The organism is Pseudomonadota bacterium (assembly GCA_039028155.1).
In the GTDB taxonomy this organism is placed as follows: Bacteria; Pseudomonadota; Alphaproteobacteria; order SP197; family SP197; genus JANQGO01.
In genome coordinates, this window is sequence record JBCCIS010000001.1 from 213,834 (window position 1) to 239,548 (window position 25,715).

At 66.5% G+C, this 25,715-nt stretch carries 25 protein-coding genes and 1 riboswitch; of the genes, 6 read left to right on the forward strand and 19 right to left on the reverse strand.

The features are described 5' to 3' along the window. From cobM to AAF563_01085, 7 genes are read right to left on the reverse strand one after another with little or no spacing between them, the layout of a single operon-like run. Entirely contained in the window at positions 1–762 is a 762-nt protein-coding gene (cobM, locus tag AAF563_01055) for a precorrin-4 C(11)-methyltransferase (GenBank protein MEM7119829.1), read from the reverse strand. Further along, positions 759–2,579: a precorrin-3B C(17)-methyltransferase gene (gene cobJ, locus AAF563_01060; GenBank protein ID MEM7119830.1), complete on the reverse strand. Its 1,821-nt coding sequence runs from the start codon at positions 2,577–2,579 to the stop codon at positions 759–761. The genes cobM and cobJ overlap by 4 nt, the downstream gene beginning before the upstream one ends. Next, positions 2,570–3,277, reverse strand: coding sequence for a precorrin-2 C(20)-methyltransferase (locus AAF563_01065; GenBank protein ID MEM7119831.1), 708 nt, complete (start codon positions 3,275–3,277; stop codon positions 2,570–2,572). The genes cobJ and AAF563_01065 overlap by 10 nt, the downstream gene beginning before the upstream one ends. Further along, positions 3,274–4,479, reverse strand: coding sequence for a precorrin-6y C5,15-methyltransferase (decarboxylating) subunit CbiE (cbiE, locus tag AAF563_01070; GenBank protein ID MEM7119832.1), 1,206 nt, complete (start codon positions 4,477–4,479; stop codon positions 3,274–3,276). The genes AAF563_01065 and cbiE overlap by 4 nt, the downstream gene beginning before the upstream one ends. Then, positions 4,476–5,111, reverse strand: a complete 636-nt coding sequence (locus AAF563_01075; GenBank protein MEM7119833.1) for a precorrin-8X methylmutase — start codon at positions 5,109–5,111, stop codon at positions 4,476–4,478. The genes cbiE and AAF563_01075 overlap by 4 nt, the downstream gene beginning before the upstream one ends. Continuing rightward, on the reverse strand, positions 5,098–6,063 hold the full coding sequence (locus AAF563_01080) for a cobalamin biosynthesis protein CbiG (GenBank protein MEM7119834.1): 966 nt from the start codon (positions 6,061–6,063) through the stop codon (positions 5,098–5,100). The genes AAF563_01075 and AAF563_01080 overlap by 14 nt, the downstream gene beginning before the upstream one ends. Before the next feature lie 7 nt (positions 6,064–6,070). Then, positions 6,071–7,153 carry a sirohydrochlorin chelatase gene (locus tag AAF563_01085; protein MEM7119835.1) on the reverse strand — a complete coding sequence of 361 codons (1,083 nt, stop codon included), beginning with the start codon at positions 7,151–7,153 and terminating at the stop codon, positions 6,071–6,073. 74 nt (positions 7,154–7,227) lie between these two features. Here AAF563_01085 and cbiB point away from each other — a divergent pair, with 74 nt between their 5' ends. Then, positions 7,228–8,193, forward strand: a complete 966-nt coding sequence (cbiB, locus tag AAF563_01090; GenBank protein MEM7119836.1) for an adenosylcobinamide-phosphate synthase CbiB — start codon at positions 7,228–7,230, stop codon at positions 8,191–8,193. On the opposite strand, the gene AAF563_01095 is transcribed toward cbiB, so the two are convergent. The 10 genes from AAF563_01095 to cobS form a co-directional block, all read right to left on the reverse strand. Further along, positions 8,154–9,644: a cobyric acid synthase gene (locus tag AAF563_01095; GenBank protein ID MEM7119837.1), complete on the reverse strand. Its 1,491-nt coding sequence runs from the start codon at positions 9,642–9,644 to the stop codon at positions 8,154–8,156. The two genes, cbiB and AAF563_01095, sit on opposite strands and share 40 nt — an antisense overlap. A 28-nt stretch (positions 9,645–9,672) precedes the next feature. Next, the gene (locus AAF563_01100) at positions 9,673–10,338 is read right to left on the reverse strand and encodes a lipid-binding SYLF domain-containing protein (GenBank protein ID MEM7119838.1); all 666 of its coding nucleotides are present in this window, start codon (positions 10,336–10,338) and stop codon (positions 9,673–9,675) included. A gap of 40 nt (positions 10,339–10,378) precedes the next feature. Then, on the reverse strand, positions 10,379–11,047 hold the full coding sequence (locus AAF563_01105; protein MEM7119839.1) for a lipid-binding SYLF domain-containing protein: 669 nt from the start codon (positions 11,045–11,047) through the stop codon (positions 10,379–10,381). A gap of 79 nt (positions 11,048–11,126) precedes the next feature. Further along, entirely contained in the window at positions 11,127–11,753 is a 627-nt protein-coding gene (gene cobO / locus AAF563_01110; GenBank protein MEM7119840.1) for a cob(I)yrinic acid a,c-diamide adenosyltransferase, read from the reverse strand. Then, positions 11,750–15,502 (reverse strand): cobaltochelatase subunit CobN, encoded by a 3,753-nt coding sequence (gene cobN / locus AAF563_01115; protein ID MEM7119841.1) that lies wholly within the window; start codon positions 15,500–15,502, stop codon positions 11,750–11,752. Before cobN ends, cobO begins: the two co-directional genes overlap by 4 nt. Continuing rightward, complete coding sequence (gene cobW, locus AAF563_01120) at positions 15,502–16,545, reverse strand: cobalamin biosynthesis protein CobW (GenBank protein ID MEM7119842.1); 1,044 nt, start codon at positions 16,543–16,545, stop codon at positions 15,502–15,504. Before cobW ends, cobN begins: the two co-directional genes overlap by 1 nt. An 18-nt stretch (positions 16,546–16,563) precedes the next feature. Continuing rightward, a complete protein-coding gene (locus AAF563_01125; GenBank protein MEM7119843.1) occupies positions 16,564–17,469 on the reverse strand; it encodes a cobalamin-binding protein in 906 nt (301 codons plus the stop codon). Beyond that, positions 17,466–17,981 (reverse strand): bifunctional adenosylcobinamide kinase/adenosylcobinamide-phosphate guanylyltransferase, encoded by a 516-nt coding sequence (gene cobU / locus AAF563_01130; GenBank protein ID MEM7119844.1) that lies wholly within the window; start codon positions 17,979–17,981, stop codon positions 17,466–17,468. Before cobU ends, AAF563_01125 begins: the two co-directional genes overlap by 4 nt. A gap of 86 nt (positions 17,982–18,067) precedes the next feature. Continuing rightward, a riboswitch (cobalamin riboswitch) is annotated at positions 18,068–18,271 on the reverse strand. Positions 18,272–18,274: 3 nt separating this feature from the next. Beyond that, positions 18,275–18,916 carry a histidine phosphatase family protein gene (locus AAF563_01135; GenBank protein ID MEM7119845.1) on the reverse strand — a complete coding sequence of 214 codons (642 nt, stop codon included), beginning with the start codon at positions 18,914–18,916 and terminating at the stop codon, positions 18,275–18,277. Continuing rightward, positions 18,913–19,692: an adenosylcobinamide-GDP ribazoletransferase gene (gene cobS, locus AAF563_01140; protein MEM7119846.1), complete on the reverse strand. Its 780-nt coding sequence runs from the start codon at positions 19,690–19,692 to the stop codon at positions 18,913–18,915. The genes AAF563_01135 and cobS overlap by 4 nt, the downstream gene beginning before the upstream one ends. A 213-nt stretch (positions 19,693–19,905) precedes the next feature. Between cobS and cobT the strand changes: the two genes are divergently transcribed. The 5 genes from cobT (at position 19,906) to AAF563_01165 (ending at position 23,723) form a co-directional block, all read left to right on the forward strand. Beyond that, entirely contained in the window at positions 19,906–20,913 is a 1,008-nt protein-coding gene (gene cobT / locus AAF563_01145) for a nicotinate-nucleotide--dimethylbenzimidazole phosphoribosyltransferase (protein MEM7119847.1), read from the forward strand. Between the two features lie 51 nt (positions 20,914–20,964). Further along, the gene (locus AAF563_01150) at positions 20,965–21,432 is read left to right on the forward strand and encodes an MmcB family DNA repair protein (protein ID MEM7119848.1); all 468 of its coding nucleotides are present in this window, start codon (positions 20,965–20,967) and stop codon (positions 21,430–21,432) included. A gap of 112 nt (positions 21,433–21,544) precedes the next feature. Next, on the forward strand, positions 21,545–22,786 hold the full coding sequence (locus tag AAF563_01155; protein ID MEM7119849.1) for an APC family permease: 1,242 nt from the start codon (positions 21,545–21,547) through the stop codon (positions 22,784–22,786). Positions 22,787–22,834: 48 nt separating this feature from the next. Further along, on the forward strand, positions 22,835–23,293 hold the full coding sequence (locus tag AAF563_01160; protein ID MEM7119850.1) for a host attachment protein: 459 nt from the start codon (positions 22,835–22,837) through the stop codon (positions 23,291–23,293). Positions 23,294–23,303: 10 nt separating this feature from the next. Further along, entirely contained in the window at positions 23,304–23,723 is a 420-nt protein-coding gene (locus AAF563_01165; protein ID MEM7119851.1) for an NUDIX domain-containing protein, read from the forward strand. Between the two features lie 8 nt (positions 23,724–23,731). Here the strand turns inward: AAF563_01165 and AAF563_01170 are convergent, their stop codons facing one another. Both AAF563_01170 and AAF563_01175 read right to left on the reverse strand, forming a co-directional pair. Further along, a complete protein-coding gene (locus AAF563_01170) occupies positions 23,732–24,496 on the reverse strand; it encodes a hypothetical protein (protein ID MEM7119852.1) in 765 nt (254 codons plus the stop codon). Positions 24,497–25,040: 544 nt separating this feature from the next. Next, the gene (locus AAF563_01175) at positions 25,041–25,655 is read right to left on the reverse strand and encodes a hypothetical protein (GenBank protein ID MEM7119853.1); all 615 of its coding nucleotides are present in this window, start codon (positions 25,653–25,655) and stop codon (positions 25,041–25,043) included. Positions 25,656–25,715: the final 60 nt, after the last annotated feature.

Genomic DNA, 25,715 nt, shown 5'->3' on the forward strand with positions numbered 1-25,715 from the left:
TCAATCTTGGCGCGGGCGCAAGACATGGTGGTGCGTGGCGTCGTAGAGACGACTGTCGCGGAAATCGGTGTCGGCGAGGACGCGCCCGACCAGGATCAGCGCCGTGCGCGTGAAGCCCGCCGCCTTCACCTTGGCGCGAATGTCGGCGAGCGTGCCGCGGATAATCTGCTGATCCGGCCACGTTACCCTGTATGCGACGACGCAGGGACAGTCCTCGCCATAGAGCGGCGTGAGTTCCCGCACGACCCGCGCCATGTTGGTCACCGAGAGGTGAATGGCGAGGGTCGCGCCGGATCGGCCCAGTGTCGTCAAGTCTTCGCCCTCCGGCATCGCCGTCGCGCGCACGGCGGTTCGGGTCGCGATCACGGTCTGGCTGATGTCGGGCAGCGTCAGTTCGGTCTTAAGCGCCGCCGCGGTGGCAGCAAAGGCCGGCACGCCGGGCGTCACGTCATAATCAATGCCGAGCACATCCAGCCGGCGCATCTGTTCTGCGATGGCGCCATAGATCGAGGGATCGCCGGAATGAACCCGCGCGACATCCTGTCCCGCGCCATGGGCTTTTTCGATCAGCGCGATGATCTCGTCGAGATGCAGCGGCGCCGTGTCGACGATCTCAGCGCCGTCTTGGGCTTCGGCGACGATCTCCGGCGGCACCAGGGAACCCGCATAAAGAACCACGGGCGCCGCGCGGATCAGGTTGAGGCCGCGCACGGTAATCAGATCAGGCGCGCCGGGTCCGGCGCCGATGAAATGGACGGTCACGCGCCTTCCCCCCGCTTCGCCGCGTAGCCGCGCGGCGTGTAGACGACCGACTTCCCGGCCCACTCGAAACATCGCGTCTGACTGCTGCCGACCATCACCAGGCTCATCATGTCGGCATCGTCGGGTGTCAACGCTGCCAGGGTTGTCACGCGCATGGCCTCGCCATCACGCCCGACATGACGCGCGATGACGACCGGCGTGTCGCCGGGCCGTTCCTTAAGCAGGATATCCCGGGCATCCGCCAGATGCTGGCGGCGTTTCTTGGAGACCGGGTTATAGAACGCGACGACAAAGTCACCGTCCGCGGCCGCCATGACCCGCCGCGCGATGACCTCCCACGGCGTCAGCAGATCGGAAAGCGAGATCGCACAGAAGTCATGGCCAAGCGGCGCGCCGGCCCGCGCCGCCGCACCCTGCAGCGCCGAGATGCCCGGCACCACCGCGATGTCGACCGCGCGCCACGCCGGGGTCGCTTCCTCCTCGGCCAGTTCCCAGGTCAGACTTGCCATGGCGTAGATGCCGGGGTCGCCCGAACACAGCAGCACTACCCGCTTGCCTTCGCCAGCCAGGTCGAGGGCGGCGCGGCAGCGCGCCTCCTCCTCGCCCAGCGCGAAGTCGTGGCGCGCCTTGCCGGCACCGAGAGAACCCGCGAGATCGAGGTAATAGCCATAACCGACCAGATCCGTCGCCGCCGCGATGGCGCGGCTGGCCTCCGGGCTGCGCATGGCGCTGCCACCCGGGCCCAAGCCGACCAGGACCAGGCTTCCCGGCTGATGGGGAGCGGCATCCAAGACCCTCGGCGCGCGTGCGACGGCACATGTTGCGCGTTTCGATTTCGTCTTAGCGACGATCAGCTCGCTGTCCGGACCTGCCGCCGCGAGCGCCGCGCCTTCGGCGACGCCGTGACAGCCTACCTCGTTGAAGACGACGTCCGACGGGGTCGCCAGGCGCGGCGACTCCGCTTCCAGTGTCGCGGCATCAAAGACCGTCAGCGGCAAGCCGAAACTGTCAGCGGCGGCCAGCACCGCCGGCTCATCGACCTTCAGGTCGATGGACGCGACAGCGGCCACCGCTTCTTCCGCCAGACCGTGGCGCGCGAGCACGTCGTGCACCAGACCCATCAGTTCGGCCGGTTCCGCGCCGCGCTCCGTGCCGACACCGATGGTCAACAGGCGGGGATGAAAAACGAGCTCGTTCGGGGCAGGGCGAACCCGGCGGTGGGTCAGGCGTATCGCATGACGGGCGTCCTTGTTGGCGAAGGCCGCATCGCTCTTCAGCAGCCACGCGGCATCGCCCGCTTCGACATGAAGCGCGACGGGGTCGCCGGCGAGCAGGGCCGCGGTGACCGGCTTGACCGCCTCGGGATTCATGATGCTCCAACCGTCCGGTGGCTCATCCAGCGCTAAACCCAGCTTGAGATCGCCCGCCGTTGTCACGGCGGCGGCGGCCCCCAGTGTCTCCGCACAGATCTCCGCCAACCTGTTGGCGCCATGGTGACCGCCCAGCAGCGGCACAACGGCACTGCCATCCTCGGCAATGGCCAGCACCGGCGGCTCGCTGTGCTTGTCGGCGAGAAACGGTGCGACCGCGCGGATCAGAATGCCGGAGGCGCACAGGCCGACCACCGGTACACCGGCGACAAACAGGTCGCCGATATGCGCCACAGTGTCATTGAATGTTACGTCAGCCGAATCAGCCCGGCCGCCCAGACCGTGCACGTTTGATCGCGGCAGCACAGTTTGCAAGCGGCGCGCGGTCTCAAGACCGCCGGCGCTCAAACAGATAAGCGCCGTACCTTCGGGCGTTTTCAGCGCCATGCCTCGCCCCGGCTGTGCACCAGCACCATCGAGAAATAGGGCGCCTTGGCTTCACCGAGTTCGGCCAGTGGCAGCGATTTCTGATCGGCCATGGTGGCGTGCTCGACGTAGCGCGCGCGGGCGACCATGCCGAGCCGTTCGATAACCGCTTTGATCTTCGGCATGTGGCGGCCGACCTTGATGATGGCGGCCGCCTCGACGTCCTTAAGCCGGCGCTCCAGCTCATCCTCGGCAAGGATCCCCGGCAGGACGGTCAGTACATCGTCGCGCGCGGCAAGCGGCGCGCCGGCGACGGCCGGACAGGCGACGAGCGACGAAACGCCGGGCACGACCTCGACCCGGTGACGATGGGCGAGCCGACCGAACAGATACATGAAGGAACCATAGAAGAACGGGTCGCCCTCGCAGATCGCCGCGACGTCGCGCCCGGCGGTGAGATGTCCGGCAATATCCGCGGCCGCCTGATCATAGACCGCCTCGACCGGAAACCGGTTGAGGTCGAGCGGCATGCGAATGGCGATTTCCGTCTGGCCGCCCGGCAGGTGGCTTTCGACGATCGCGCGCGCCAGGCTTGGCCCCTCCTCCGGCGCCGGATAGGCGACGACCGGCGCGGCGCGCAGCAAGCGATGTGCCTTCAAGGTGATGAGGTCGGGATCGCCCGGACCGACACCGAGACCCCACAGCGTTCCCGGACTCATGACTTCACCAGGGCAAGCTGGGTGACCGGCATCAGCGGACGCCAGCCCTCGAACGGTCCGACCGGATCTGCGCGGCTGATCGCAAGGCGCGTCATCGACCCGCCGTGGTCGCGATGCCAAGCCATCAAGACGGTCTCGCCTTCCAATGTCACCGCGTTGGCGACGAGCCGCCCGCCGGGCTTGAGCGCCTGCCAGGCGCGCTCCATCAGCCCGTCCGTCGTCAGACCGCCACCCACAAAGACCGCGTCCGGTTCATCAAGATCGGCCAGGGCTTCCGGCGCCGTGCCGGCGATGACATGGAGCAACGGCGTGCCGAGCTGGGCGGCGTTCTCGGCCATCATGGCACGCCGCTCGCCGTCACGTTCGACGGCGATAGCCCGTGAGCCATCGGCGGCGCGCATCCATTCGATGGCGACAGAGCCGCAACCGGCGCCGATATCCCACAAGAGCCCGCCGGGCACCGGCCCGAGCGCGGCGAGCGTCACCGCACGGACCTCACGCTTGGTCATCTGGCCGTCATGACGAAAGGCATCGTCCGGCAGACCCGGCACGCGCGGCAGGATGGCTTGCCCCGCGTCAGCAACGACCTCGACGGCGGCGGTGTTAAGGTCGGGCACCTCTATGGCCACACCATCCGCGGCCGTTGTCACAAGGGATGTCTCCTTTTCACCGCCCATATGCGACAGGACGGTCATGCGGCTCGGTCCGAACCCCGCGTCTGCCAGCAGGTTGGCGAGCGCCGCCGGTGTCGTGGCGTCCTCCGACAGGATCAAGAGCCGATTGCCAGTGGTGAGATGGCCGCGCACGAGATCGAGCGGTCGGCCATGCACGGTCAAAAGCCGGCATTCTGCAAGCGGCCAGCCGAGCCGGGCGCAGGCCAGGCTGAACGCGCCGACACCGGGCAGGCAGACGATTTCGTCATGGGCGAACCGGCGCATCAGGGTGACGCCGATGCCATAGGCCATGGGATCGCCGCTGGCGAGCACCGTCACCCGCTTGCCGCGCAGGCTCTCCAACCGCGCCACGGTCGCCTTCAAAGGGCTGTCCCAGGTGAGCTTTTCGGCGTCGTGGTCGGCGACCATGGCGAGATGCCGTTCACCGCCGACCAGTACTTCCGCGTCGTCGACGAGGGCACGCGCCGGTGCCGCGAGTCCCGCTAAACCGTCCTCGCCGATACCGACAATGCGCAGCCAGGGCTTCATGGGATTCCACCCATCAGCGCGTTGACGGCGGCGGCGGCAAGGGCGCTGCCGCCGCGCCGGCCATGCACAGTGATGAAGGGCAGACCGCTTTCGGCAAGCGCCAGCTTCGATTCCGCCGCGCCGACGAACCCGACGGGCATGCCGATGACCAGCGCCGGTCGGGCATCACCGTCCTCGATCTTCTCCAACAGTCGGAACAACGCGGTCGGCGCGTTGCCGATGGCGACAACCGCGTTGTCGAGATGCCCGTCCCACAAGTCGACGGCCGCCGCGGAACGGGTCGTCGCCCGCGTCTTTGCCAGATCTGGCACGGCCGGATCGTTCAAACGGCAAACCACCGCGTTACCTGCCGGCAGACGACTGGCGATGACGCCGCGCGCGACCATCTCGACGTCGCAAAGGATGGCCGCGCCGGCTTCGAGCGCTTGGCGGCCACGGGCGACGGCGCCAGGCGACAACGCGAGATCGCCGACCAGATCAGTCATGCCGCAGGCGTGGATCAACCGCACCGCGAGCGGACGGGTGTCGTCGTCGAGCCGTGCGAGGTTGGCTTCGCTTTCTATGATACGCCGTGACTCCCGATAGATCGCGTCGGGGTCGCGCAGATAGTCCCCGGTTTCAGGCAGCGACATGGCCGCCCCCACGGAACAGGGCATCGACATCGACGGCGATGCGGCCGGCCTTCGTGCCCGGCTCGCTCACGCCCAGGATCCAGGCCTCCTCGGTCTCGATCGCCCGGCGTTCGGCGGCGCTCAAATCGTCCGCGCCGGCGAAGAGAGCGCCGAGCTCTCCGGCATCGTCGAGCGCTTTCAGATAGCCCACCATGGCCTGAACCTGCAGTGCGTCCTTAACCGCATCGCTGTTTGAACGGGGCGCGACAAGTGACGGGTAGATCTCCGCCAGCACGACGTCCAAGTCGCGCAAGTCACCCGTGGTCAGAGACTTAAGACCCGTCTCGAACGGCCAGATGCGCGCCTTGAACCGGCGATCGCGGCGCAGCGCCTTGACCACCGGCAGACCCATGAGAACCTGGCTTCCGACCGAGCCGGTATAGGCGAGCTTCCAGACCGGCTGTGGACCGGTGATGTAACGTTCGCCGATGCGCCGCTCCGCAAGCCGTCCGCGACCATAGGCCTCGGGCCGCCGCGTCGTGAGCGTCGCGCGGGCCTGACCGGCCGGACAGCCCCAGAACGGACCGGGCCGGCCCAGCCTTCGGTTAAGCCCGGCGCCAACATCAAAACGGTTGTTGGTGTTGTCGTCGGCGTCCTCGATCAGCCGGTCGACCTCGTCCCATGCGGCGCGCCAGGCCGGCCCCTCAAGACCGAGTGTCCGGGCGAAACCCTTGGGGTAGCCGAAGGGGAAGTCGAAACCGGCGATGACCTTTTGGCCGGCGTCGCGGCAGCCGATAAAGAGTCCGGCGATGCTGTCACGCGCTGCCGCTCGTGTTGGCGGGTTCTCCAGAGCCACCAATCGCAGGCCACCGGCAGAACGCGCGGCCAGGCAGACCCAGACCGAATCCTTGCCCGTGCGCGGCACCGCCGCCGCGCTCCAGTCGACCATCATGTAGGCGTCGAACAGCGCCATCGTTGTCTCAGCCCTTCAGGGTACGCGGGCCCAGCGGGTGGTCGGCATGGGGATAGGGATGATGGCCGTGATCATGACTGTGCCCGTGCCCATGATCATGGCTGTGCCCGTGATCGTGGCTGTGGCCATGCCCGTGGTCATGACCGTCACCATGGTGGTGATGGTGATGATGGCTGTGATCGTGGCTATGACCGTCGTTATCCGCCGGACCGGTGCCAATACCCTCGACATGGTGGTGATGGCTTTCCTGGGCGAGACCGACTTCGTCCTCGAAACCCAAGACCTGCATGCGGTACTTGCAGGTCTGACAATTCATGTTGCCGGTGCCGCCTTCGATCTCCTGGATGCGGTCTAGGAAGGTATCGACCACCAGGGGATGGTCGTTCAGATAACCCGCCTTGACGAACTCCACGTCGGGAAACTCGGCCGCGACGATGTCGGTGTGATCGTAGATGCGACGCACCAGGATGCCGGTGAAGAGGAAGTACGGAAAGACGACGATGCGTTTGTAGCCGAGCCGCACCGCGTGGCGCAGTCCGGGCTGGACCAGCGGGAAGGTGACGCCGGAGTAGGCGACCTCGCCCCAGCCGAAACCCAGACCCTCCCACAACATGCGCCCGACCTTGGCAATGTTGGAGTTGGCGTCCGGATCCGACGCGCCGCGTCCGACCGTGACCAGCAGGGTGTCGTGCAGCGCCACCTCGCCATTCGCCTTGTTGGCGGCCTCGACGGCAGCCATGACCCGGTCGCCGGCGGCACGCACCATGCGCGTGTCGATGCCCAGATCCCGGCCGAACTTGATCGTCAACCCGTCATGCTGCGCCATATAGGTGTTCAAGACCGACGGCACGTCGTTCTTGACGTGGCCGGCGGCGAACAGCATGCCGGGCACGGCCAGGATGTTGCTGGCGCCGCCGGCGCGCAGCTTATCGAGCCCGTCGCGGATGATCGGCGTCGCGAACTCCAGGAAGCCGTGCTCCAAGGGTACGTCGACTCGTTCGCGCAGGCGCTCGGCGATGGCGCCGAACTCCGTGATGGCGCCCTCGTCGCGGCTGCCGTGGCCGCACAGCATGATAGCCGTCTCGCTCATGATCGTGTCCTTTCACCCATGGGACGCCGGTTGTTTCGATTGACGCCCGGGACCCTTCGTCCCATGTACGCGCCATGTTGTTGGATCTCGCCGCGCCGTCGGTCCTGGCGGCGGCCCTGCTTCTGGATGCGCTGATCGGCGACCCCCGCTGGCTGTGGGGCCGCGTGCCCCACCCGATCGCGCTTCTGGGCGGTCTGATCGACTGGCTCGACAGGCGCCTGAACCGCCGCGATGCGGCGACCCGCCATCTGCGCGGCATTGTGGTGCTTGTCCTGGTGACAACGCTGGCCGCTTTCACCGGCTGGGTGATCGTCGCGATCACCGATCTCATCCCGTTCGGCTGGCTGATCGAGGCATTCTGCGCCTCCGTCCTGATCGCCCAGCGCGATCTCTATGTGCACGTCCGTCGCGTCGCCCAGGGACTGCGCGACGAGGGCCTGGACGGCGGACGCGCCGCCGTCGCACACATCGTCGGACGCGACCCCAAGAGGCTGGATGACCACGGCGTCGGACGCGCCACGATCGAGTCCTGCGCGGAGAATTTCGCCGACGGCGTGGTCGCGCCGGTGTTCTGGTTTTTGCTGTTCGGCCTGCCCGGCATGGCGGCCTACAAGGCCGTCAACACGCTGGACAGCATGCTGGGCCACAAGAGCGAATCCCACCGCGCATTCGGCGCGGCCTCGGCCCACTTCGACGACGTGGTTAACTGGATCCCGGCGCGCCTCTCGGCCTTCATCGTCGTCTTGGGCGCCTGCTTCATGACCGGCAGCCGCCCCGGCGAAGGTCTGAAGGCGGTCTTCCGTGACGCGCCGCAACACAACTCGCCCAACGCCGGCTGGCCGGAAGCCGCGTTCGCCGGCGCGCTCGGCATCGCCATCGCAGGACCGCGCCAATACGGGCACGAAACCGTCGACGGCGCCTGGATGGGCGACGGCCGCACGGACGTTACCGCGGAGGATATCGACCGCTCGCTGAAGCTCTATGTCAATGCGTGCATCATTCATGGGCTGATCGCCGTCACCTTGCTGACCTGGCTCTGATCGCCGCTGGCGATCGCCAGCAGGCGATCCAGGTCGAGCGCCTGCTCCATACCGTCGGCGACACGGTCAAGCGCCTCGTCGACCGCGGCCTCGAAGGAGAGCCCTGAGACCGCGCGGTTCCTGATGCGCGCCAGGAACTGGTGGCGAAAATCGTCGGCGGCGAACAGTCCGTGCACGTAGCAGCCCATGACGCGGCCTGACGGCGCGACCGCACCATCGGGCCGGCCGTCGATCTCGATCATCGGCCGCGCGATCCCGGCGCCCGTCGTCTCGCCGATATGCATCTCGTAGCCGGTGAAGACCGCGCCGGTCTCAACGTCGCGCGCGGCGACCTCGGTGAGCTGTTTGTCACCGGCCAGCACCGTCTCAACGTCGAGCAGACCGAGGCCCGGCTCCATGCCGGCGGCACCTTCGATGCCGTCGGGGTCTGAGACCCGCTGACCCAGCATCTGGTAACCCGCGCAGATGCCGAGCACCCAGCCGCCACGTCGGATATGGGCGGCAAGGTCGATATCCCAACCCTGGTTCTTCAGATCACGCAGGTCCCCGACGGTCGCCTTGGAGCCCGGCAGGATAATGAGATCCGCATCGCCCGGCAGCGGCTGTCCTGGTTCGACCACGGTGACCGCGACATCGGGCTCGGCGAGCAATGGGTCGAGGTCATCGAAATTGGCGATGCGTGCAAGCCGGGGCACCGCGATGCGGATGGTACCGCCGGTCCCATCTTCCGAGGCGAAACTGTCGAGCGCGACCGCATCCTCGGCCGGCAGTCGTTTGGCTTCGGCCAAGTGCGGCACGATCCCCAGACATTCCCACCCGGTGCGCGCGGCGATGATGGCGAGCGCATCGTCAAACAGCGCGGGATCGCCGCGAAACTTGTTGATGATGTAGGCCCGGATGCGCGCCTTCTCGTCCGGCTCCAAGAGTGCCATGGTGCCGACAAGGCTCGCGATGACACCGCCCCGGTCGATATCGCCGACCAGCACCACCGGTACATCGGCGGCCTCGGCAAATCCCATGTTCGCGATGTCACCCTGGCGCAGGTTGACCTCCGCCGGACTGCCAGCGCCTTCGATCAGCACCAGATCGGCATCCGCGCCCAGCCGATCGAAACTCTCGATGACCCGCGGCAACAGCTGCGGTTTGAGCGTGTGATAGTCGCGCGCCTGCGCCTCGCCGAACACGCGGCCCTGCACGACAACCTGGGCGCCTCGCTCCGACTGCGGCTTCAGCAAGACCGGGTTCATGTCGACCGAGGGCGCGATGCCAGCGGCACGAGCCTGCAACATCTGGGCGCGGCCGATTTCACCGCCATCGGGGGTCACGCCCGCATTGTTCGACATGTTCTGCGGCTTGAACGGCCGCACCTTGAGGCCGCGGCGGGTATAGGCGCGCGCCAGACCGGCGACCAGCAGCGACTTGCCGACATCCGATCCGGTGCCCTGCAGCATGAGGGCGGGTGGGCGCGTCACAACCGCCCTACTCCGGGTCAATGCCGGTCAGCGCGGCGCGCAGGCCATCGGCATCATCGTTCGACACGGTGCCAGCCTGCACGATCTCGCGGGTCGTCGCGGCCTCACCATAGTAGAGCTGGTTGGTGTCCTCGTCGGGGATCAGGATCGCGCCTTCGACGGCAACGCCGGCGAACAGGCCCTGTCCGGTGCCGTAAGCATAGATGTCTTGATCGAACTCGGTACTGGTGGTCGCCGCCTTGGCGTTGACGCCGACCGGCCCAGCGGCGACGGACGCATCGCCGCCGATCTCAATCTTGTCGGCCAGCATCGCCTCCATGCCGTCATCGGTCATGATGACCAGGACGACCTGGTTCACCGAGGCGCCGATCTGCAGGCCGACGCTGCCCGACGCCATGGTCATGAACGCCGGGTAGCTCCACGCGCCGGTGTTCAGATCGTGGGCCAGCAGAACCGCCTCGCCCACCTCGCCCCCGATGATCAGGCCGGCCTTGTACAGCGCCGGCACGACGACCACGCCGCGGGCGCGGGTCAAGAGGCCGCGCAGATTCTCGAAGTCCGGATCGGTGATCAGCTGTTCGACCGTGGCCTGGGCGTCGCCGACCAGATCCTGCGGCGAGTCCGCATGGGCCGGCGTGGCGGCGAACAATGCCGCCGCCACAACCCAACCCATGAACCATTGCCGCAGAATCGACATCGTCGATCAACCCCGATCAGAAGCCGGAGAGGCGCGCCCGCAGGGGGTTCGCGCCGGCATTGTCGACAACGCGGTTGATCATGATGTCGCGCAGCGAGACCGAACGGCCGTAATACTCGGCATTGCGCTTGCTGTCCGGCTCGATGACCGCGCCTTCCAGCGAGGCGCCGACAAAGAGGCCTTGCGCCTTGGTGTAGGAATAGACATCGGCGCCAATATCCGTCGTGGTCTGCGCGGCAACACCCGCGCCAACCGGGCCGGCGGCGACGGACGCATCGCCACCCAGGGTGACCTTGTTGGAGAGGATTGCCTCCAGACCGCCATCGGTCATGACCATCAGCACGACCTTGGAAACCTGGGCGCCAATCTGCAGGCCGACGCTGCCGGCACCCATCTGCAAGAACCCGACCGGGCTCCAGGTGCCGTCCTCGCCGCGCACCAGCATGACCGCGTTACCGAACTGGCCGCCGATGATGAAGCCGGCCTTGAACATGTCGGGCACGATGATGATCGCCTTGGCGCGGTCGACCAGGGTGTTGAGGTTCCTGAAGTTGGGATCGGCGCTCATGTTGTTGAAGGTGACGAGCGCGGAATCGACGATGTTTTGCGGTGAGTCCGCGGCTTTCGGCGATGCCGCCGGGATCGCCAGAGCGAACACGAATACGGCTGCGATCAGATGTTTCATGGCTGCAAGTTCCTTTCCAGGCATTCCTGAACGGGTGGAAGGAGTTCGGTGCGCCTCATGGTCCTATTGGTTTCTTCGCTTAGAACTCCACCCCGGGCTGGCCGCGAACACCGTCGCGGAAGGGGTGTTTGACAAGCGTCATTTCGGTCACCAGGTCCGCCATGTCAATGAGCTCGGGTTTAGCATTGCGCCCGGTGATCACGACATGCAGATCGGGCCGCTTTGTGGCAAGCGTGTCCAGGATCTCGTCCAGATCGACGTATTCGTAGCGCAGCGCGACATTCAGCTCGTCCAGGATCACCATGCGGATCTCCGGATCGGCCATCATCACCTTCGATGCCTCCCAGGCGGCGGTCGCCGCGGCTATATCGCGCTCGCGGTCCTGGGTTTCCCAGGTGAAGCCCTCGCCCATGATCTTGTGGCTCACGAGGTCGGGAAACTGCGCGAACAGCATGTGTTCGCCGGTCTCGCGTCTGCCCTTGATGTACTGGACAACACCGATCTTGTAGCCGTGGCCCAGGCATCGAAGCGCCATGCCCCAGGCGGCCGACGATTTGCCCTTGCCCTTGCCAGTGTGGACGATGATCAGGCCCCGCTCCTCGGTCTTCGACGCCATCATCTTGTCGCGCGCAGCCTTGCGCTTCTTCATCTTTTCGCGATGACGCTCGTTGACCTCTTCGGTTGCGGCGGTGGTGTCTTCGCTCATGCGACATCCTCCTCGGCATTGCCTGCCAGCGTGTTCAACAGCGGCATGGTGGAATTGCGGCGCGGTCGCCACAGGCCACGCGCCTCGGCCTCCGCCAACCGGCGTGCGATGTCACCCAGCGCGGCCGGATTGGCGCGCTCGAGGAAACTTCGGACATCGGGATCCAGAAGATAGGCCTCGAAAACGGCATCAAAGTGGTGATGGGCGACGCAGCGCGCCGACGCGGCGAAGCCGAACAGATAGTCGACCGTCGCCGCCATTTCGAACGCGCCCTTGTAGCCGTGGCGCATGACGCCGGCGATCCACTTGGGGTTGACCACACGCGCCCGGACGACGCGGGCGATTTCCTCTTCCAGGCGCCGGATCGCGGGGTTTTCCGGACGGCTGGTGTCGTTGTGGTAGACGACGGGCTGACGGCCGGAAAGCTGCCTTACGGCGGCGGTGATACCGCCCTCGAACTGGTAGTAGTCATCGCTGTCGAGCAGGTCGTGCTCGCGGTTGTCCTGGTTGTGCAACACCGCTTCGACCTGTTTGAGCCGGTCGCGGAACAGGTTGTGCTGGGCCTCACCCTCGGCGCCGTCACCATAGGCATAGCCGGACCAGGCGAGATAGGCATCGGCCAGATCGCCTTCGCTCTCCCAGATGCCCTCGTCGATCAGCGCCTGCAGACCGGCGCCATAGGCGCCCGGCTTGGATCCGAAGACGCGATGCCCCGCCATCTGGCGCGCCCTTTCGGGATCGACACCATCCGACACAAGTCGCGACACCTCTTGCGCGGCGCTGGCCGCCAGCGGGTTGACGTCGGCAGGTTCGTCGAGTGCGGCGACGGCGCGCGCGGCGCTGTCGACCAGATCAATCAGATTGGGAAAGGCATCACGGAAGAAACCGGAGACGCGCAGCGTGACATCGACGCGCGGCCGACCCAGCACGCCGGCGGGCATGACCTCGAAGCCGGTGACCCGTCCGCTTCGGGGTTCCCATTGCGGCTGCACGCCCATCAACGCCAGCGCCTGGGCGATGTCGTCGCCACCGGTACGCATATTGGCGGTGCCCCAACAGCTCAACGCGACGGCGCGTGGCCAATCGCCGTGGTCCTGAACATGGCGTTCCAGCAACAGCGTCGCCGACTTCCAGCCCAGCGTCCACGCCGCCGGCGTCGGCACCGCGCGGGTATCGACCGAATAGAAATTGCGGCCGGTGGGCAGCACATCAGGGCGTCCGCGCGATGGCGCGCCGGACGGTCCAGGCGCCACGAAACGCCCGTCGAGCCCGGTCAGAAGCCCGTCGATTTCGGCAGCGCCCGACCCCGCGATGGCGGGCGCCAAACGGCTCTCGATTTCGTCGAGAACAGCACGCGTCGCCGGCCAACCAGCGGGGCATTCTTTGGCCCCGGCAACAAGACCGAGGGCCAACAGTTCGATGCGTTCGACCGTGTCGCCCGTCGTGCGCCAGGGATCATCAGTCTGTCCGACCAGGACGTCTGGACGCAAACCGGACCATGGCGCCGCCATGTCGGCGTTTAGGGGATCGACGTCCAGATTCAAGTCGGTGGCGATGGCGCGGGTCAGCGAGGCATCGCCGCCTTCACCGGCACGACGCGGCACGCGGGCAAGCGCCACCAGCAGTGCATCGCGCAGACCATCGACCGGCGCGCTGCCGAAGATATGCAGGCCATCGCGGATCTGCATCTCCTTGAGCTCACAGAGATAGCCGTCGAGCTTTTGCAACTTGTCGGCTTCCGTGTCGCCGGCGCCGATGCCGCAGTCAGCGTCCAGGCCCGTCGTCGCGCACAGCTCCAGGATGTCGCGGGCGAGTACGGTAAGACGGCGCGGATCGGTTTGGCTGGCCTCAAAATACTCATCAACCAGGGCCTCCAGCTCGCGCAGGGGACCATAGGACTCCGCGCGCGCCAGGGGTGGCGTCAGATGGTCAATGATGACGGCGGCGGTGCGCCGCTTGGCCTGGGTGCCCTCGCCTGGATCGTTGACGATGAAGGGGTAGAGATGCGGCAAGGGCGCGAAGGCAGCCTCGGGGAAACACGTCTCCGACAGCGCCAGCGCCTTGCCCGGCAGCCATTCGAGATTGCCGTGCTTGCCCATGTGGACGACCGCATGCGCCCCGAACGTCACGGCGATCCAGGCATAGAAGGCGAGATAGCCGTGCGGCGGGACCAGATCGGGATCGTGATAGGTCGCTTTCGGGTCGATGTTGTAGCCGCGCGCCGGCTGCACGCCGACGGCGATGTTGCCGAACATCAGGACGCTCAGGTGAAAGCCGCCCTCAGCGACAAAGGGATCCGTCTCCGGCGCGCCCCACCGTTTGGTGACCTGGTCGCGGACGTCCCGTGGCAGACCGTCGAAGACATCGCGATAAGCCTCGAGCGGAAGCACGACATCGGATCGCTTCCAGGCGCGCGCCGTCAGGTCGTTGGTCGGCCCGGCCAGAAGCTGTTCGATCAGGTCGGCGCCGTCGTCGGGCGCGCCGGTCGCGTCGTAACCAGCACCGCGCAGGGCCGTCAGCACGGCGGCCGCGCTGGCGGGTGTGTCGAGCCCGACGCCGTTACCGATCCGCGCGTCACGGTTTGGATAGTTGGCGAGCACCAAGGCGACCTTACGTTCGCCGGCGGCGGCGGCGCGCAGCCGCGCCCAGCTTGCCGCCAGCCGCGCGACCCAGCGCGCGCGGTCGGGCAGCGGCTGGTAGGCGACGATATTGGTCTGGGTCCTCTCGTCGAAGCGCGCGGCTTCCTTGAACGACACCGCGCGGGTCATCAGCCGGCCGTCGACCTCCGGCAGCGCGACGTTCATGGCGATGTCGCGCGGCGCAAGCCCACGCATGCCGTCGCGCCAAGCCGCCTCGGTGCCGCCAGAGAAAACGACCTGCAGTACCGGACAGTCGGCCCCGTCGAACGGCGTCGGCGTGCGCGCCGCCCCGGGGCTCGAAAGCGCAAATCCGGTGCCGTTCAGGATGACCGATGGTCCGGCCTCATCGAGGAAGGACGCGACCGCTTCGGCGGCCAGGGGTTCCTTCAAACTCTGGCTGAAGATCGGCAGGGCGTTCAGACCGTCTTTATCGAGCGCCGCGATCAAGGCGTCGAGCGCCGCCAGGTTCGCCGCATGGACCAGCGCACGGTAGAAGACGATGGCGGCGACCGGGCGACCGGCATGCCAGTGGGTCCTCAACGCATCGACCGAGCCCGGTGTTTCGCCGGGCCAGTAGAGGCCGAAGCGGGGCAGCGGCTCCGGCTCGACCCATACTGACGCAAATCCAGCCAGCGACGCCGCGTAGTCGAGAAATGCGCCGGCATTGGCGAGGCCGCCATGGATAAGGTAGGTCCACAGGCGGTCATAGGTCTCGCCCTCCAGGGTCGAGAGCGTGCGCAGCTCCGGATCGTCTTTGTCGTCACCGGGCAGCAGTGCCAAAGCAACACCCTGGCGACGGCACAAGGCGCTCACCTGCTCGGCGCCATAGGACCAATAGGCCGCGCCGCCCAGCAGACGGACAACAACCAGCTTCGCCTCGGCAATCACCGTCTCGACATAGGTGTCGACGGACAGGTGATGGGATAGCTGCATGGGATTGGCGAGGCGCAGGCTTGGTCCGCCCTCTGCGCGCGCGCCGTACGCATTGGCGAGACAGGCGAGTTCCGTGTCGGCGGCCGACAGCACGACGATGTCGCCCGGCGTCTGGCCGAGATCAATCGCCTCCGAACCGTCGGAGATGGTGCCGGGCTGTGCCGCCAGCAGGTGCATCAGGCAGAGTCCGCCAAGGCAGCGGTGATAGCGTCGCGGTCGAGGCCTTTGAGGCCGATCACGACGAGTTCGCTACGCCGCACTTCGTCATCGCCCCAGGGCCGGTCGTAATGGCGCGCGAAACGGCCGCCGACCCCCTGCACGACATGGCGCATGGGTTTGCCGGGGATGTCGAGAAAACCCTTGATACGCAGCACGTCATGGTCGGCAACGGTCTCGATCAGGCGTGCTTCCAGCGCTTCTGGATCGGTGATCGGGCCGAGCGTCAGCGTGAACGTGTCGAAGTCGTCGTGATCGTGATCGTCGTCCAGATCGTCGTGATGGGAGTGCCGGCTGTCGAGATCGTCCTCGGCGGCGGCGGCCATGCCCAGGACCGCGACCGGATCGACGGCGCCGGACCGCGCTTTGACGATCTTGACGGCGTCGCGCCGGTGCGGGCCGACCGCCGCTTGCACCGCATTCAGCCCGTCCTCGTCCAACAGATCCGTCTTGTTGATGATGATCATGTCGGCGCAGGCGACCTGCTCCTCGAACACCTCTTCCAGCGGGTTTTCGTGATCCAGGTTGTCATCGGCCTCGCGCTGGGCCTGGACGGCATCGGGGTCGGCGGCGAAACGGCCGTCTGCAACGGCGCGCCCGTCGATCACAGCGACAACGCCGTCGACCGTGACCCGGCTCCTGACCTCCGGCCAGGTGAACGCCTTGACCAGCGGTTTCGGCAAGGCCAGCCCCGAGGTCTCGATGACGATATGTTCGGGCGGATCGTCGCGGTCGATCAGCGTCTGGATTGTCGGCAGAAAGTCGTCGGCCACGGTGCAGCAGATGCAGCCATTGGTCAGCTCAACGATATCCTCGTCTTCGCAGCCCTCGACACCGCAGCCCTTGATCAGCTCGCGGTCGACGCCGAGATCGCCGAACTCGTTGATGATGAACGCGAAACGGCGGCCGCCGGATCGCTCGATCAGGTGCCGGATCAAGGTCGTTTTGCCGGCGCCCAGAAAACCGGTCACGACCGTGGCGGGGATTTTTGTCGGAAGGCTCATGGAGGCAATAAACTCCGTTCAAGATGTCAGCGACCGCCAGCCGCGGCCTTCGTGACCGAAACTGGCGACGGCGGGATGCAGGATTTCGGCCATGATCTCGATTGAATCGACGAGACCGGGACCGGGGCGCGTGAAGTAACGGTTGGCGTCGACGGCGACCGCCGGCATGGCAAGCCCTGCCCAAAGCGGTTCGCTGAGCGCGTTGCGGGTTTCCGACGACGCGCGGTCCAGATCGAAACCGCAGGGCATGAAGACGGCGACATCGGCCTCGGCGGCGGCAATCTCATCGGCGCTCAATAACCGCGCCTTCTCGCCAGGTTGCGCCAGCACGGGGTCGCCGCCGGCGGCTTCCACGACATCGCTGATCCAATGGCCGGATGCCATCGGCGGATCGCACCACTCGACCGCGAAGACAGGTTTGGACGGCTGACCGAACAGAACGCCACGAATGGCACCGATGCGTGCCTCCAGCTCGTCGACAACCAACGCATCACCGCCCAGCGCGGATGCGACCCGGCGCATGTCGGCGAAGACATCGCCCAACCGGGCCGGCGACAGCGAGAGGATCTGCGGCCGCTGCCCGGCCATCTCACCGACGACCCGCTCGACCGACGCAAGATCGATCGCGCAGGCCGCGCACCGGTCCTGGGTCACTATGTGGGTCGGGCGCAATGCGGCCAGCGCCTCAAGATCGAGATCGTAGAGCGTCAGCGCCCGACGCGCCCGCTCGCGCACGGTGTGGTCGATCTCGGCGCTTGGCTTCGATGAATCGATGCTGCTCGATGTTAGAACCGCCCGATCACGGATCGAGGCCGGCTGGTCGCACTCGTGGCTGATCCCGACGATTTGGTCGGCCAGGCCCACGGCCGCGACGATTTCGGTTGCCGCCGGCAGCAGGCAGACGATGCGCAGCGCGCCGGTCACGAACGGCCCTCGCCCTTGAGCACCTGAGCCAGCCCGGCGGTGACAAAGACGACCTTGCCGGAAAGCGCCGCGACCTGTTGGTGCAGCCGCCCGGCGTGGTCGCGGAATTCCCGCGCCACCTTGTTGGCGGGCACGATGCCCTGGCCGACTTCGTTCGAGACGACCGTCACGTGGCCACCGATGGTACCGAGTACGCGGCAGACGGCTTCGGCCTCCTTGATGACATCGCGTTCGGCGGCCATCAGGTTGGCGAGCCACAGCGTCAGGCAGTCGACAAGAACAGCGCGTCCTTCGCCGGCGTTCTCCTTGAGCGCGCGCGCCAGATCGAGCGGTTCCTCGACGGTCGTCCAGTGTTCGTCGCGCTGGGCCCGGTGCTGGGCGATGCGCCGCTGCATCTCCTCGTCATGGGCTTCCGCAGTCGCCAGGTAGACCGGCGCCAGACGCGATTCCAGCACGTGGTTTTCCGCCCACAGGCTTTTGCCCGAGCGCGCGCCGCCCAGCACAAAGGTCACGGCGGCGTTGCCGGCCGCGTCGGGTCGGGGAATATCGGGACGAGGAACACTCACCGGGTCGCTTGCCTCCCTCCGAGGTCGTGACTGGCCCTAGTTGCCGCGCGAGGAGGTCTCCTGGCTCCGGGTCACCGGCTGGAAGGCCCCTTCCCGGCTCTCGAAAGAACCAGTGGGATCAAGCCTTCGGCCTCGCCGTCACAGTTGCGGGGGCAGCGCCGGTCTGGCGGACGGTCCGCGTCACCGGCTTCCCTCTTCTCACGTGCATCGACGAACCTAGCAGACGATAGGGGCGAGCGCTATGCCGGTTGTCCGAGGATCAAGTCACCGGCCGGCGGCCGGTTCATCCAGGTGACACACCAGGTCGGCGGGTGTCCGCCGGACGCCGCGTGGTGGTCAAGGCGGGTCAAAGAGAGGTTCTCGGTCGCGAACTTCAACGCGTCTTCGGGCGTCAGCTCGAGCGCGACGCCAAGGGCCGCGCGAATGCTGCCGCCGTGCGCCACGGCGATGATGTCGCGGCCCGCATTCTCGTCGGTCAGGCGGTGGATCACGCGGCTGACCCGGATCGTGAGATCGGCGAAACTCTCACCGTCCGGCGGGCGGTGAGTCGCCGGCGCCAGCCAGAACCGATGGCTGTCGGCAAAGGCGTTAACCTCGTCATACGTCAGGCCGTGCCAGGCGCCGAAGCTCTGTTCACCGAGATCGGGCTCCTCGAGCGGCGCGATCTGGCGGCCGCCGGCCTTAGCGATCGCGGCGGCCGTCTGTTTGGTGCGCTTCAGGTGGCTGGTTACCCAGACGGCGTCGTCGGGCAGCATGGCGTCGAGTGCGCGATACGCCTCCGGACTTTCGATCGTGGCGTTGGGATCGGTGGCGCCGTAAATGCGACCGTTGGTCTCGGTTACCGGCGCGTGGCGGATCCACCACCAACGGGTGACGGTCATGTCACCATCGCCACGGCGACCAGGACCGCGATCTCGGTCGCCTGCTGCATGGCGCCCAAAACGTCGCCGGTCTGACCACCGATCTGCCGGCCGGCGACATAGATGACGACCGCCGCCGCAGCCGTGGCCAGAAGGAGCGCCAGCACCCAGGTCCAGGGCAGCAGCAGGACGAGCGTCAAGAGCGCGGCGATACCCAGCGCCATGATCGTCGCTTCGAAGCCAGGCGTGCCGGCGTCAGCGCCAAGGCCGTCGGTTCGCGCCCTGGGCATCATGCGCATGGCGACCACGAGCACCGCGCGCGACACCGCGCCCGCGGCGATCAGCGTCGCCAGCACTTCATAGGGATTGCCGATGCCAGCCAGGGCACCGATGCGCGCGGCGATGACCAGCACCAGAGCGATCACGCCGTAGCTGCCGATCCGGCTGTCGCGCATGATATCGAGCTTCGACTCGCGGTCGCCGCCGCCGCCGAACCCATCGGCGACGTCGGCCAGGCCATCCTCGTGCAACGCGCCGGTGATCAAGACCGCCGCGCCGACCGCCATGCAGGCGGCGAGCCACGGTCCGGTGCCAAGGCCGTGCGCGATGACGTAGACGACGCCCGCCGCCAGGCCGACAACAGCGCCGACGATCGGGAACAAGGCAGCCGCCTGGGCCAGGGGTGCCGACACGCCGCGACCACCCACCGGCAGGCGGGTCAGAAAGCCAAACGCCAGACGCAGCCGGTCGATCCAGTCGAGATCGGTATCGTGCTGCCCGCTATCATCGTGGGACATGAGCGATCTAGGGTTGCGTTGCAGGACGTTCTCGTGCTTATCCCGCGCCCTCCCCTAGCCGTCAAGGCAAGTCCTGGAGCAGATCTCATGTTGATTGAATCGCTTGGCGATTCAGCCAATGTGAGTGAATCTGCTCCATGCATTGATAGAGAGCGGATTCACGTCTTCTGGTGGAACCGTTCAACGGTCCCACCAGAAGACGATCCGCTCATGATGCCAACATCCTTCGACGATATCCGCGCCTTGATGGCGGATTTGCCCCAACCCGATACCGGCGCCCTTAAAGCCGCCGAGACACGCGACGCGGTGCTGACCAAACCACCGGGCGCGTTGGGCAAGCTGGAGACGATCGCGCGCTGGCTGGCCGGCTGGCAGGGCCATCCGCCGCGCGCCGACAAGCCGGCGATCCTGGTCTTTGCCGGCAACCACGGCGTGACGGCCCAGGGCATCTCGGCGTTTCCCGCTGATGTGACGCACCAGATGGTGGCGAACTTCGAGTCGGGCGGCGCGGCGATCAACCAGCTCGCCAGGCGCGCCGGCGCCAGCCTGTCGGTCACCGCGCTGGATCTGGACCGACCGACCGGCGACTTCACCCAGGGCCCTGCCATGGACGAGGCGGCGACCGTCGACGCCTTCGTCACCGGTATGGCGGCTATTGGCGAGGCCGATATCGTGATCCCCGGCGACATGGGTATCGGCAACACCACGGTTTCGGCGGCGCTCGCGGCGGCCCTTTTGGGCGGCAGCGGCGCCGATTGGGCGGGGCCGGGCACTGGCCTGGACGCCGCTGGTGTCAGCCACAAGGCCGCTGTCATCGATCGGGCCCTCGCCTTCCACGGCGACACGCTGAAGGATCCTTTGATCGCGCTGGCAAGCGTCGGCGGTCGCGAGCAGGCCGCCATCGCCGGCGCGATCCTGGCCGCGCGGCTGAACCGGGTCCCGGTCATCCTGGACGGCTATGTCGCGACCGCCAGCGCGGCGGTCCTGAAGCAACTGCGCGACGACGCGCTCGATCACTGCCTGCTCGGCCATCTGAGCGCCGAACATGGCCACGGCCCGCTCGCCGAGAAACTTGGTCTGGACCCCGTCCTCGATCTGGGCATGCGCCTGGGCGAAGGCTCCGGCGCGGCGGTCGCGCTCCTGACCGTCCAGGCTGCCGCCGATTGCCACAACGGCATGGCGACCTTCGCCGAAGCCGGGGTCAGTGGAAAAAGCGACTGACAACGCAAAGGTCCCCTTTTGTTCGCAGGCCGCCACCGCTAAGCTTCTGTCATGGCGGATGTGATTCGGGACGGGTTGGAAGACGTCGGCGGGCGCAACGTGGCGCCGCTGCTGGCGCGCGGCATCGGGCGCTTGTTCGACGCCATGGCCGTGGCATCGCTGACCGAGTTCAGCCTGAAGAACGGACGGCGCGCGGATCTGCTGGCGCTGGACGGCGACGGCCGCTTCACGATCGTCGAAATCAAGAGTTCGCTGGCGGATTTTCGTGCCGATTCGAAGTGGCCGGATTATCTTGAGTTTTGTGACGACTTCTATTTCGCCGTGCCGCAGGGATTCCCCATCGATGTCTTGCCCGAAGACGAAGGCCTGATGATCGCCGACCGCTGGGACGCTACCATCATCCGGCCATCGGTAGAGCGCACCATGCATGCCTCGCGACGCAAGGCGCTGACGTTGCGCTTCGCGCGTCAGGCCGCGCAACGCCTGCAACGGCTGAACGACCCCCCAACACCTGGATGACGGCGCCCAAGCCGGGTCGAGAGCGGGTCATGGTTCGGTGGAACCTTCTGGCGGTTCAATCGAACCATATGAATCCGTTCTCCATTCAAAACGTAGAGCAGGTTCACCTGCCTTGACGGAAACGCGGAGCGATACCACCAAGCCGGGACCTGCTCTAAGGCGGCGCCTGGGTTTCTGGCTACTGACGCTCTATGGCCTCGGCGTCACCATCGGCGCCGGGATCTACGTGCTGATCGGCAAGGTCGCGGGCGAAACCGGCGCCCTGATGCCGTTGGCGTTCCTGGCCGCCGCCGTCCTGGCCGGCCTGACCGCGCTGTCGTTCGCCGAACTCGCGGCGCGGTTTCCCAGAAGCGCCGGCGAGGCGATCTATATCCGCGAGGGGTTCGGCTCCAAGGCCCTGTCGCTGATCGCCGGCCTGGCGGTCGCCCTGGTCGGCATGGTGTCGTCAGCTGCCATCGCCATCGGCGCCGCCGGCTACATCGGCGAGATCGTGCCGCTGCCGCGCTGGGCCTTGATCACCATCGTCATTGTCGCACTGACCGCGCTGGCGTGCTGGGGCATCAAGGAATCGGTGCTGGTCGCCGGCATCGTGACCGTCCTGGAGATCGCCGGCCTGCTCTTGGTCGTCGGCGTCGCGCTGCCTGAGTTTTCCGAACTCGGCAATAACCTTACCGTCGCCACGCCCGGCGACGGCTTCGTCTGGGCCGGCTTCATGGGCGCCATGATGCTCGCCTTCTTCGCCTTTGTCGGCTTCGAGGACATGGTCAACGTGATCGAGGAGGTGAAGGAACCGCGCCGTATCATGCCCTATGCCATCATCGCGACGCTGATCGGCTCGACCGTGATCTATGTCCTCGTTGCGCTGGCCGCGCTGGCCGTCGTGCCGCCGGCGGAGCTTGCGGCAAGCGACGCGCCACTGGCGCTTGTTTACGAAAAGGCGAGCGGCGTGTCGCCCGTCCTCTTGATCGCGATCGCCAGCTTCGCCACGTTAAATGGTATTGTGATTCAGACCGTCATGGCGTCTCGCGTTCTCTACGGGTTGAGCTGGCAGGGCTCGATCCCCGCGGTTTTTTGCCGCATCAACCCGCGCACCCACACTCCGATCATCGCGACGGTCAGCGTCGGGGCCTTGATCTTGGTCATGGCGCTCGCGCTGCCCATCGAGGCACTCGCCGAAGCGACGGCCTTGATCGTGCTGGCCATCTTCACCGCCGTGAACCTGGCGCTTGGCCTGATCAAACGGCGCGATCCGGTCGGCCCGTCAAGCTTCGCCGTGCCCGCTTTCTGGCCCTGGCTCGCCTTTGCGGTCAGCCTGGCAATCCTCACTGCTGACGCGGCTAGGCGGCTTCTATGACCGCCAGCCGACAACAAGACCTGGTTCAACACCGTACGGAGGACCACCATGAAGTCGAAACGGTTGTGGCTCGTCGTCGCCGATGGATCACGCGCGCGGATTCTCGCCCGCAACGGGGCGAACGGCGCCCTGGCTGAACTGGAGCATCTCGACCACGCGGCGGCGCGCGCGCATGTCCGCGATCTCGTGACCGACGGCCAGGGCCGCACCTTCGACAGCGGCGGCCAGGGCCGCCATGCGGTGGAACCCACGACCGATCCCAAGGATCACGAGAAGGCCGACTTCCTGGACCACCTGGCCGAGCGCATCAACGCCGCGGTCGCCAAGAACAAGCTCGACGAGCTGGTCGTGATGGCGCCGGCACAGGCCTTGGGGCGCCTACGCGACAAGCTTTCCAAACAGGCCAGCCAGCGCGTCGCCGCCGATCTGGGCAAGGACCTGACCGGCCATACCGTGCGCGAGTTGGAGGCGCGGCTAAACGAACTCACCCGCCCCTGGAAGGACTGAGGAGCGCGGCGTGACCGCGGGCGACCCGCCGGTCTTCGAATGCGCGGTCGCCCTGATCGTCGCCGACGGCCGCGTCCTGCTCGGCCACCGGTCGAAGGACCGGCCGACCTATCCGGACGTCTGGGATCTCTTCGGCGGCCATGTCGAAAAGGGCGAGACCGTTGAGGACGCGCTTGCGCGCGAACTCGACGAGGAACTCGCGATCACGCCGACCGCGTTCGAACGCTTCACCGAACTCGCCGAACCGGAAGCCGGCCCCTATGGCCGCAAGCGCTATACCATCTTCAAGGTGACCGCATGGGAGGGCGCCGGCCCGCGCCTGACCGGCGACGAACACACCGAGATCGCCTGGTTCACCCCCGACGAAGCCCGCCAGGCCGACCTCGCCCACCGCGTCTACCGCACCCTGATCGCCGACGCGGTGGGGTGAGGCCGCACTCACGCATCCTCGTAGAGGCTGCGAAGCCAGCGGGCGAACGAGCCGTCGTCGTGGATTGTGTTCCACGGCCACAAGCCCCAGCCTGCCCGCCATAGCACGGCCCGACGGCCAACAAGGGCATTGCGTTCGATGGCGCGACATACGCCGTACTTGGTGCCGGCTAGGTCCGCCGGCATCGGCTTAGCGCCGATGTGTTCGGAGATCCGTTCGACCCGCTGGCTCTCTAGCAAGCCGAAGATGGGTCTGATCAAAATCGTGTGGTCCTCCGAACGGTGGACGGCATGACCGCCCAAGCTCTCGATGAGTTTCCGCTCGAACTGATCGGCATAGCCTGATTCCAGTTGTCCAACGAGTGTGTGTTGGTCGTTCGTGCCGCCCACGCCCGCCTTGTGTCGACAGATCGGGTAGAACGTCGTCCAGCCGACCAGGAACCAGCTGGTGTGCAGAACGACGACGACGGACAACACAATGGAGGCCCTCTTCCAGGCCGCGAGCCTCGCCATGCCGCACGGTAGCGGCAGGTACCAGCCGACCGCGAAAACAACCGCCGCGACAGTGGCGAAGGCCGTCACCGGGAAGTTCAGGTAAGCCCACAGATAGAACAGATAGAGGATCACGCCCTTCACCATGTCGAGCCAAAACAAGGCAAGAAGCGGGGCGACAACGACGGCAGCAATCAGCAGACGCCGGAACAGGCGAGCATGACTCGGATCGGGCGGTCGTCGACCTCCCTTGATGCCCGGCAAAAGATTGAACCAGATCATCAGTCGCCTCGACCCGGGGGCACCGCCCGAGACTTTGCACTTCGTCGCCGAAACCGATCGACGACAAACCGTATGGGCCCGATGACGAGAGCGGCGCCGGCCATCAGCCAGCCGGCAAGTCCAACCATGACGACCAGCGCGCGAGCCCAGTCGTCGGGCGTGGCTGCCGACTGTACTTTCAGGAGAGACCACGCCCAGAAAGGATGACTGAGTGTTAAGCCGGTTGTCACCGCTAAGGCAACGATCATGGTCCGCCTTACGCCGAACCAGACGATGAATTTCCAGACACCGAGGACGCAGACGAAGGGCGTCGCCGGTAGCAACAGGATGGGCCAGCTTTCGTCATACGGACGTGCAACCCACAGAACCGGCAAGGCGACGAGGCCGTACACGACAATGAATGCGATCACCGTTAGTCCGAATAACCTGTCGTGCCCAGGCGGCGGTTCTCCATCGCCGCCCGGGCAAGCACTGGTCCAATTGAAGCCGAACACCGTTTATCGCCCGACCAAACTCATGACGATGACATGAACGCCGCGCACTATCATCGCGCGACGTCACGAAGCCAGGGAACGACGAGACCGCGTTCATCAAACGTGTTCCACGGCCACGTGCCCCAGCCATTTGCGCGCGACTCCGCCTTGCCGCCGACCATGATGATGCGTTCGAGCTCGGCGCACTGGTCGCTCTGATCAAAGTCAGGAGGCGGCAGGCCTTGCTCTTGCGCCAAGGCCGTCGCGATCTTCATCGTGTTGTTCCAGACGCCGCCGTCATCGAACAGCGCCATCGCCGGACGCGCGACAACGGTATTCGGTCCCGACAACCAGGCGACCTCGCGGTCCCGATAGTTCAGCGTGTCGGCAAACGCCTTTGCCGCCTCAGGCGTCATCGGACCGACAAGAGCGTATCGGCCACCGAGCGACAACGGGCCATCACCCGTGCTGCAAGGCGGCCGAAACGACACCCAGCCGAACTGGAACCAGATGCCATGCGCGACAACGATAATCGCCAAGACCGCGAAGCCGCGTCGCACCGGCGACAAACGCGCCATGACAGGCGGCCAGCGCAGATACGTGCCCAACGCAAATATGACCGCCGCCAGCGTGCCGAAGGCGACAACAGGCGATAGAGCCAGCAGCAGGACGGGAAGAAAAAGCATGCTGATGACGAGGAGAGGGTTGTTGCCCGGCCACATCCACACTGCGACCAGGCTGCCGAT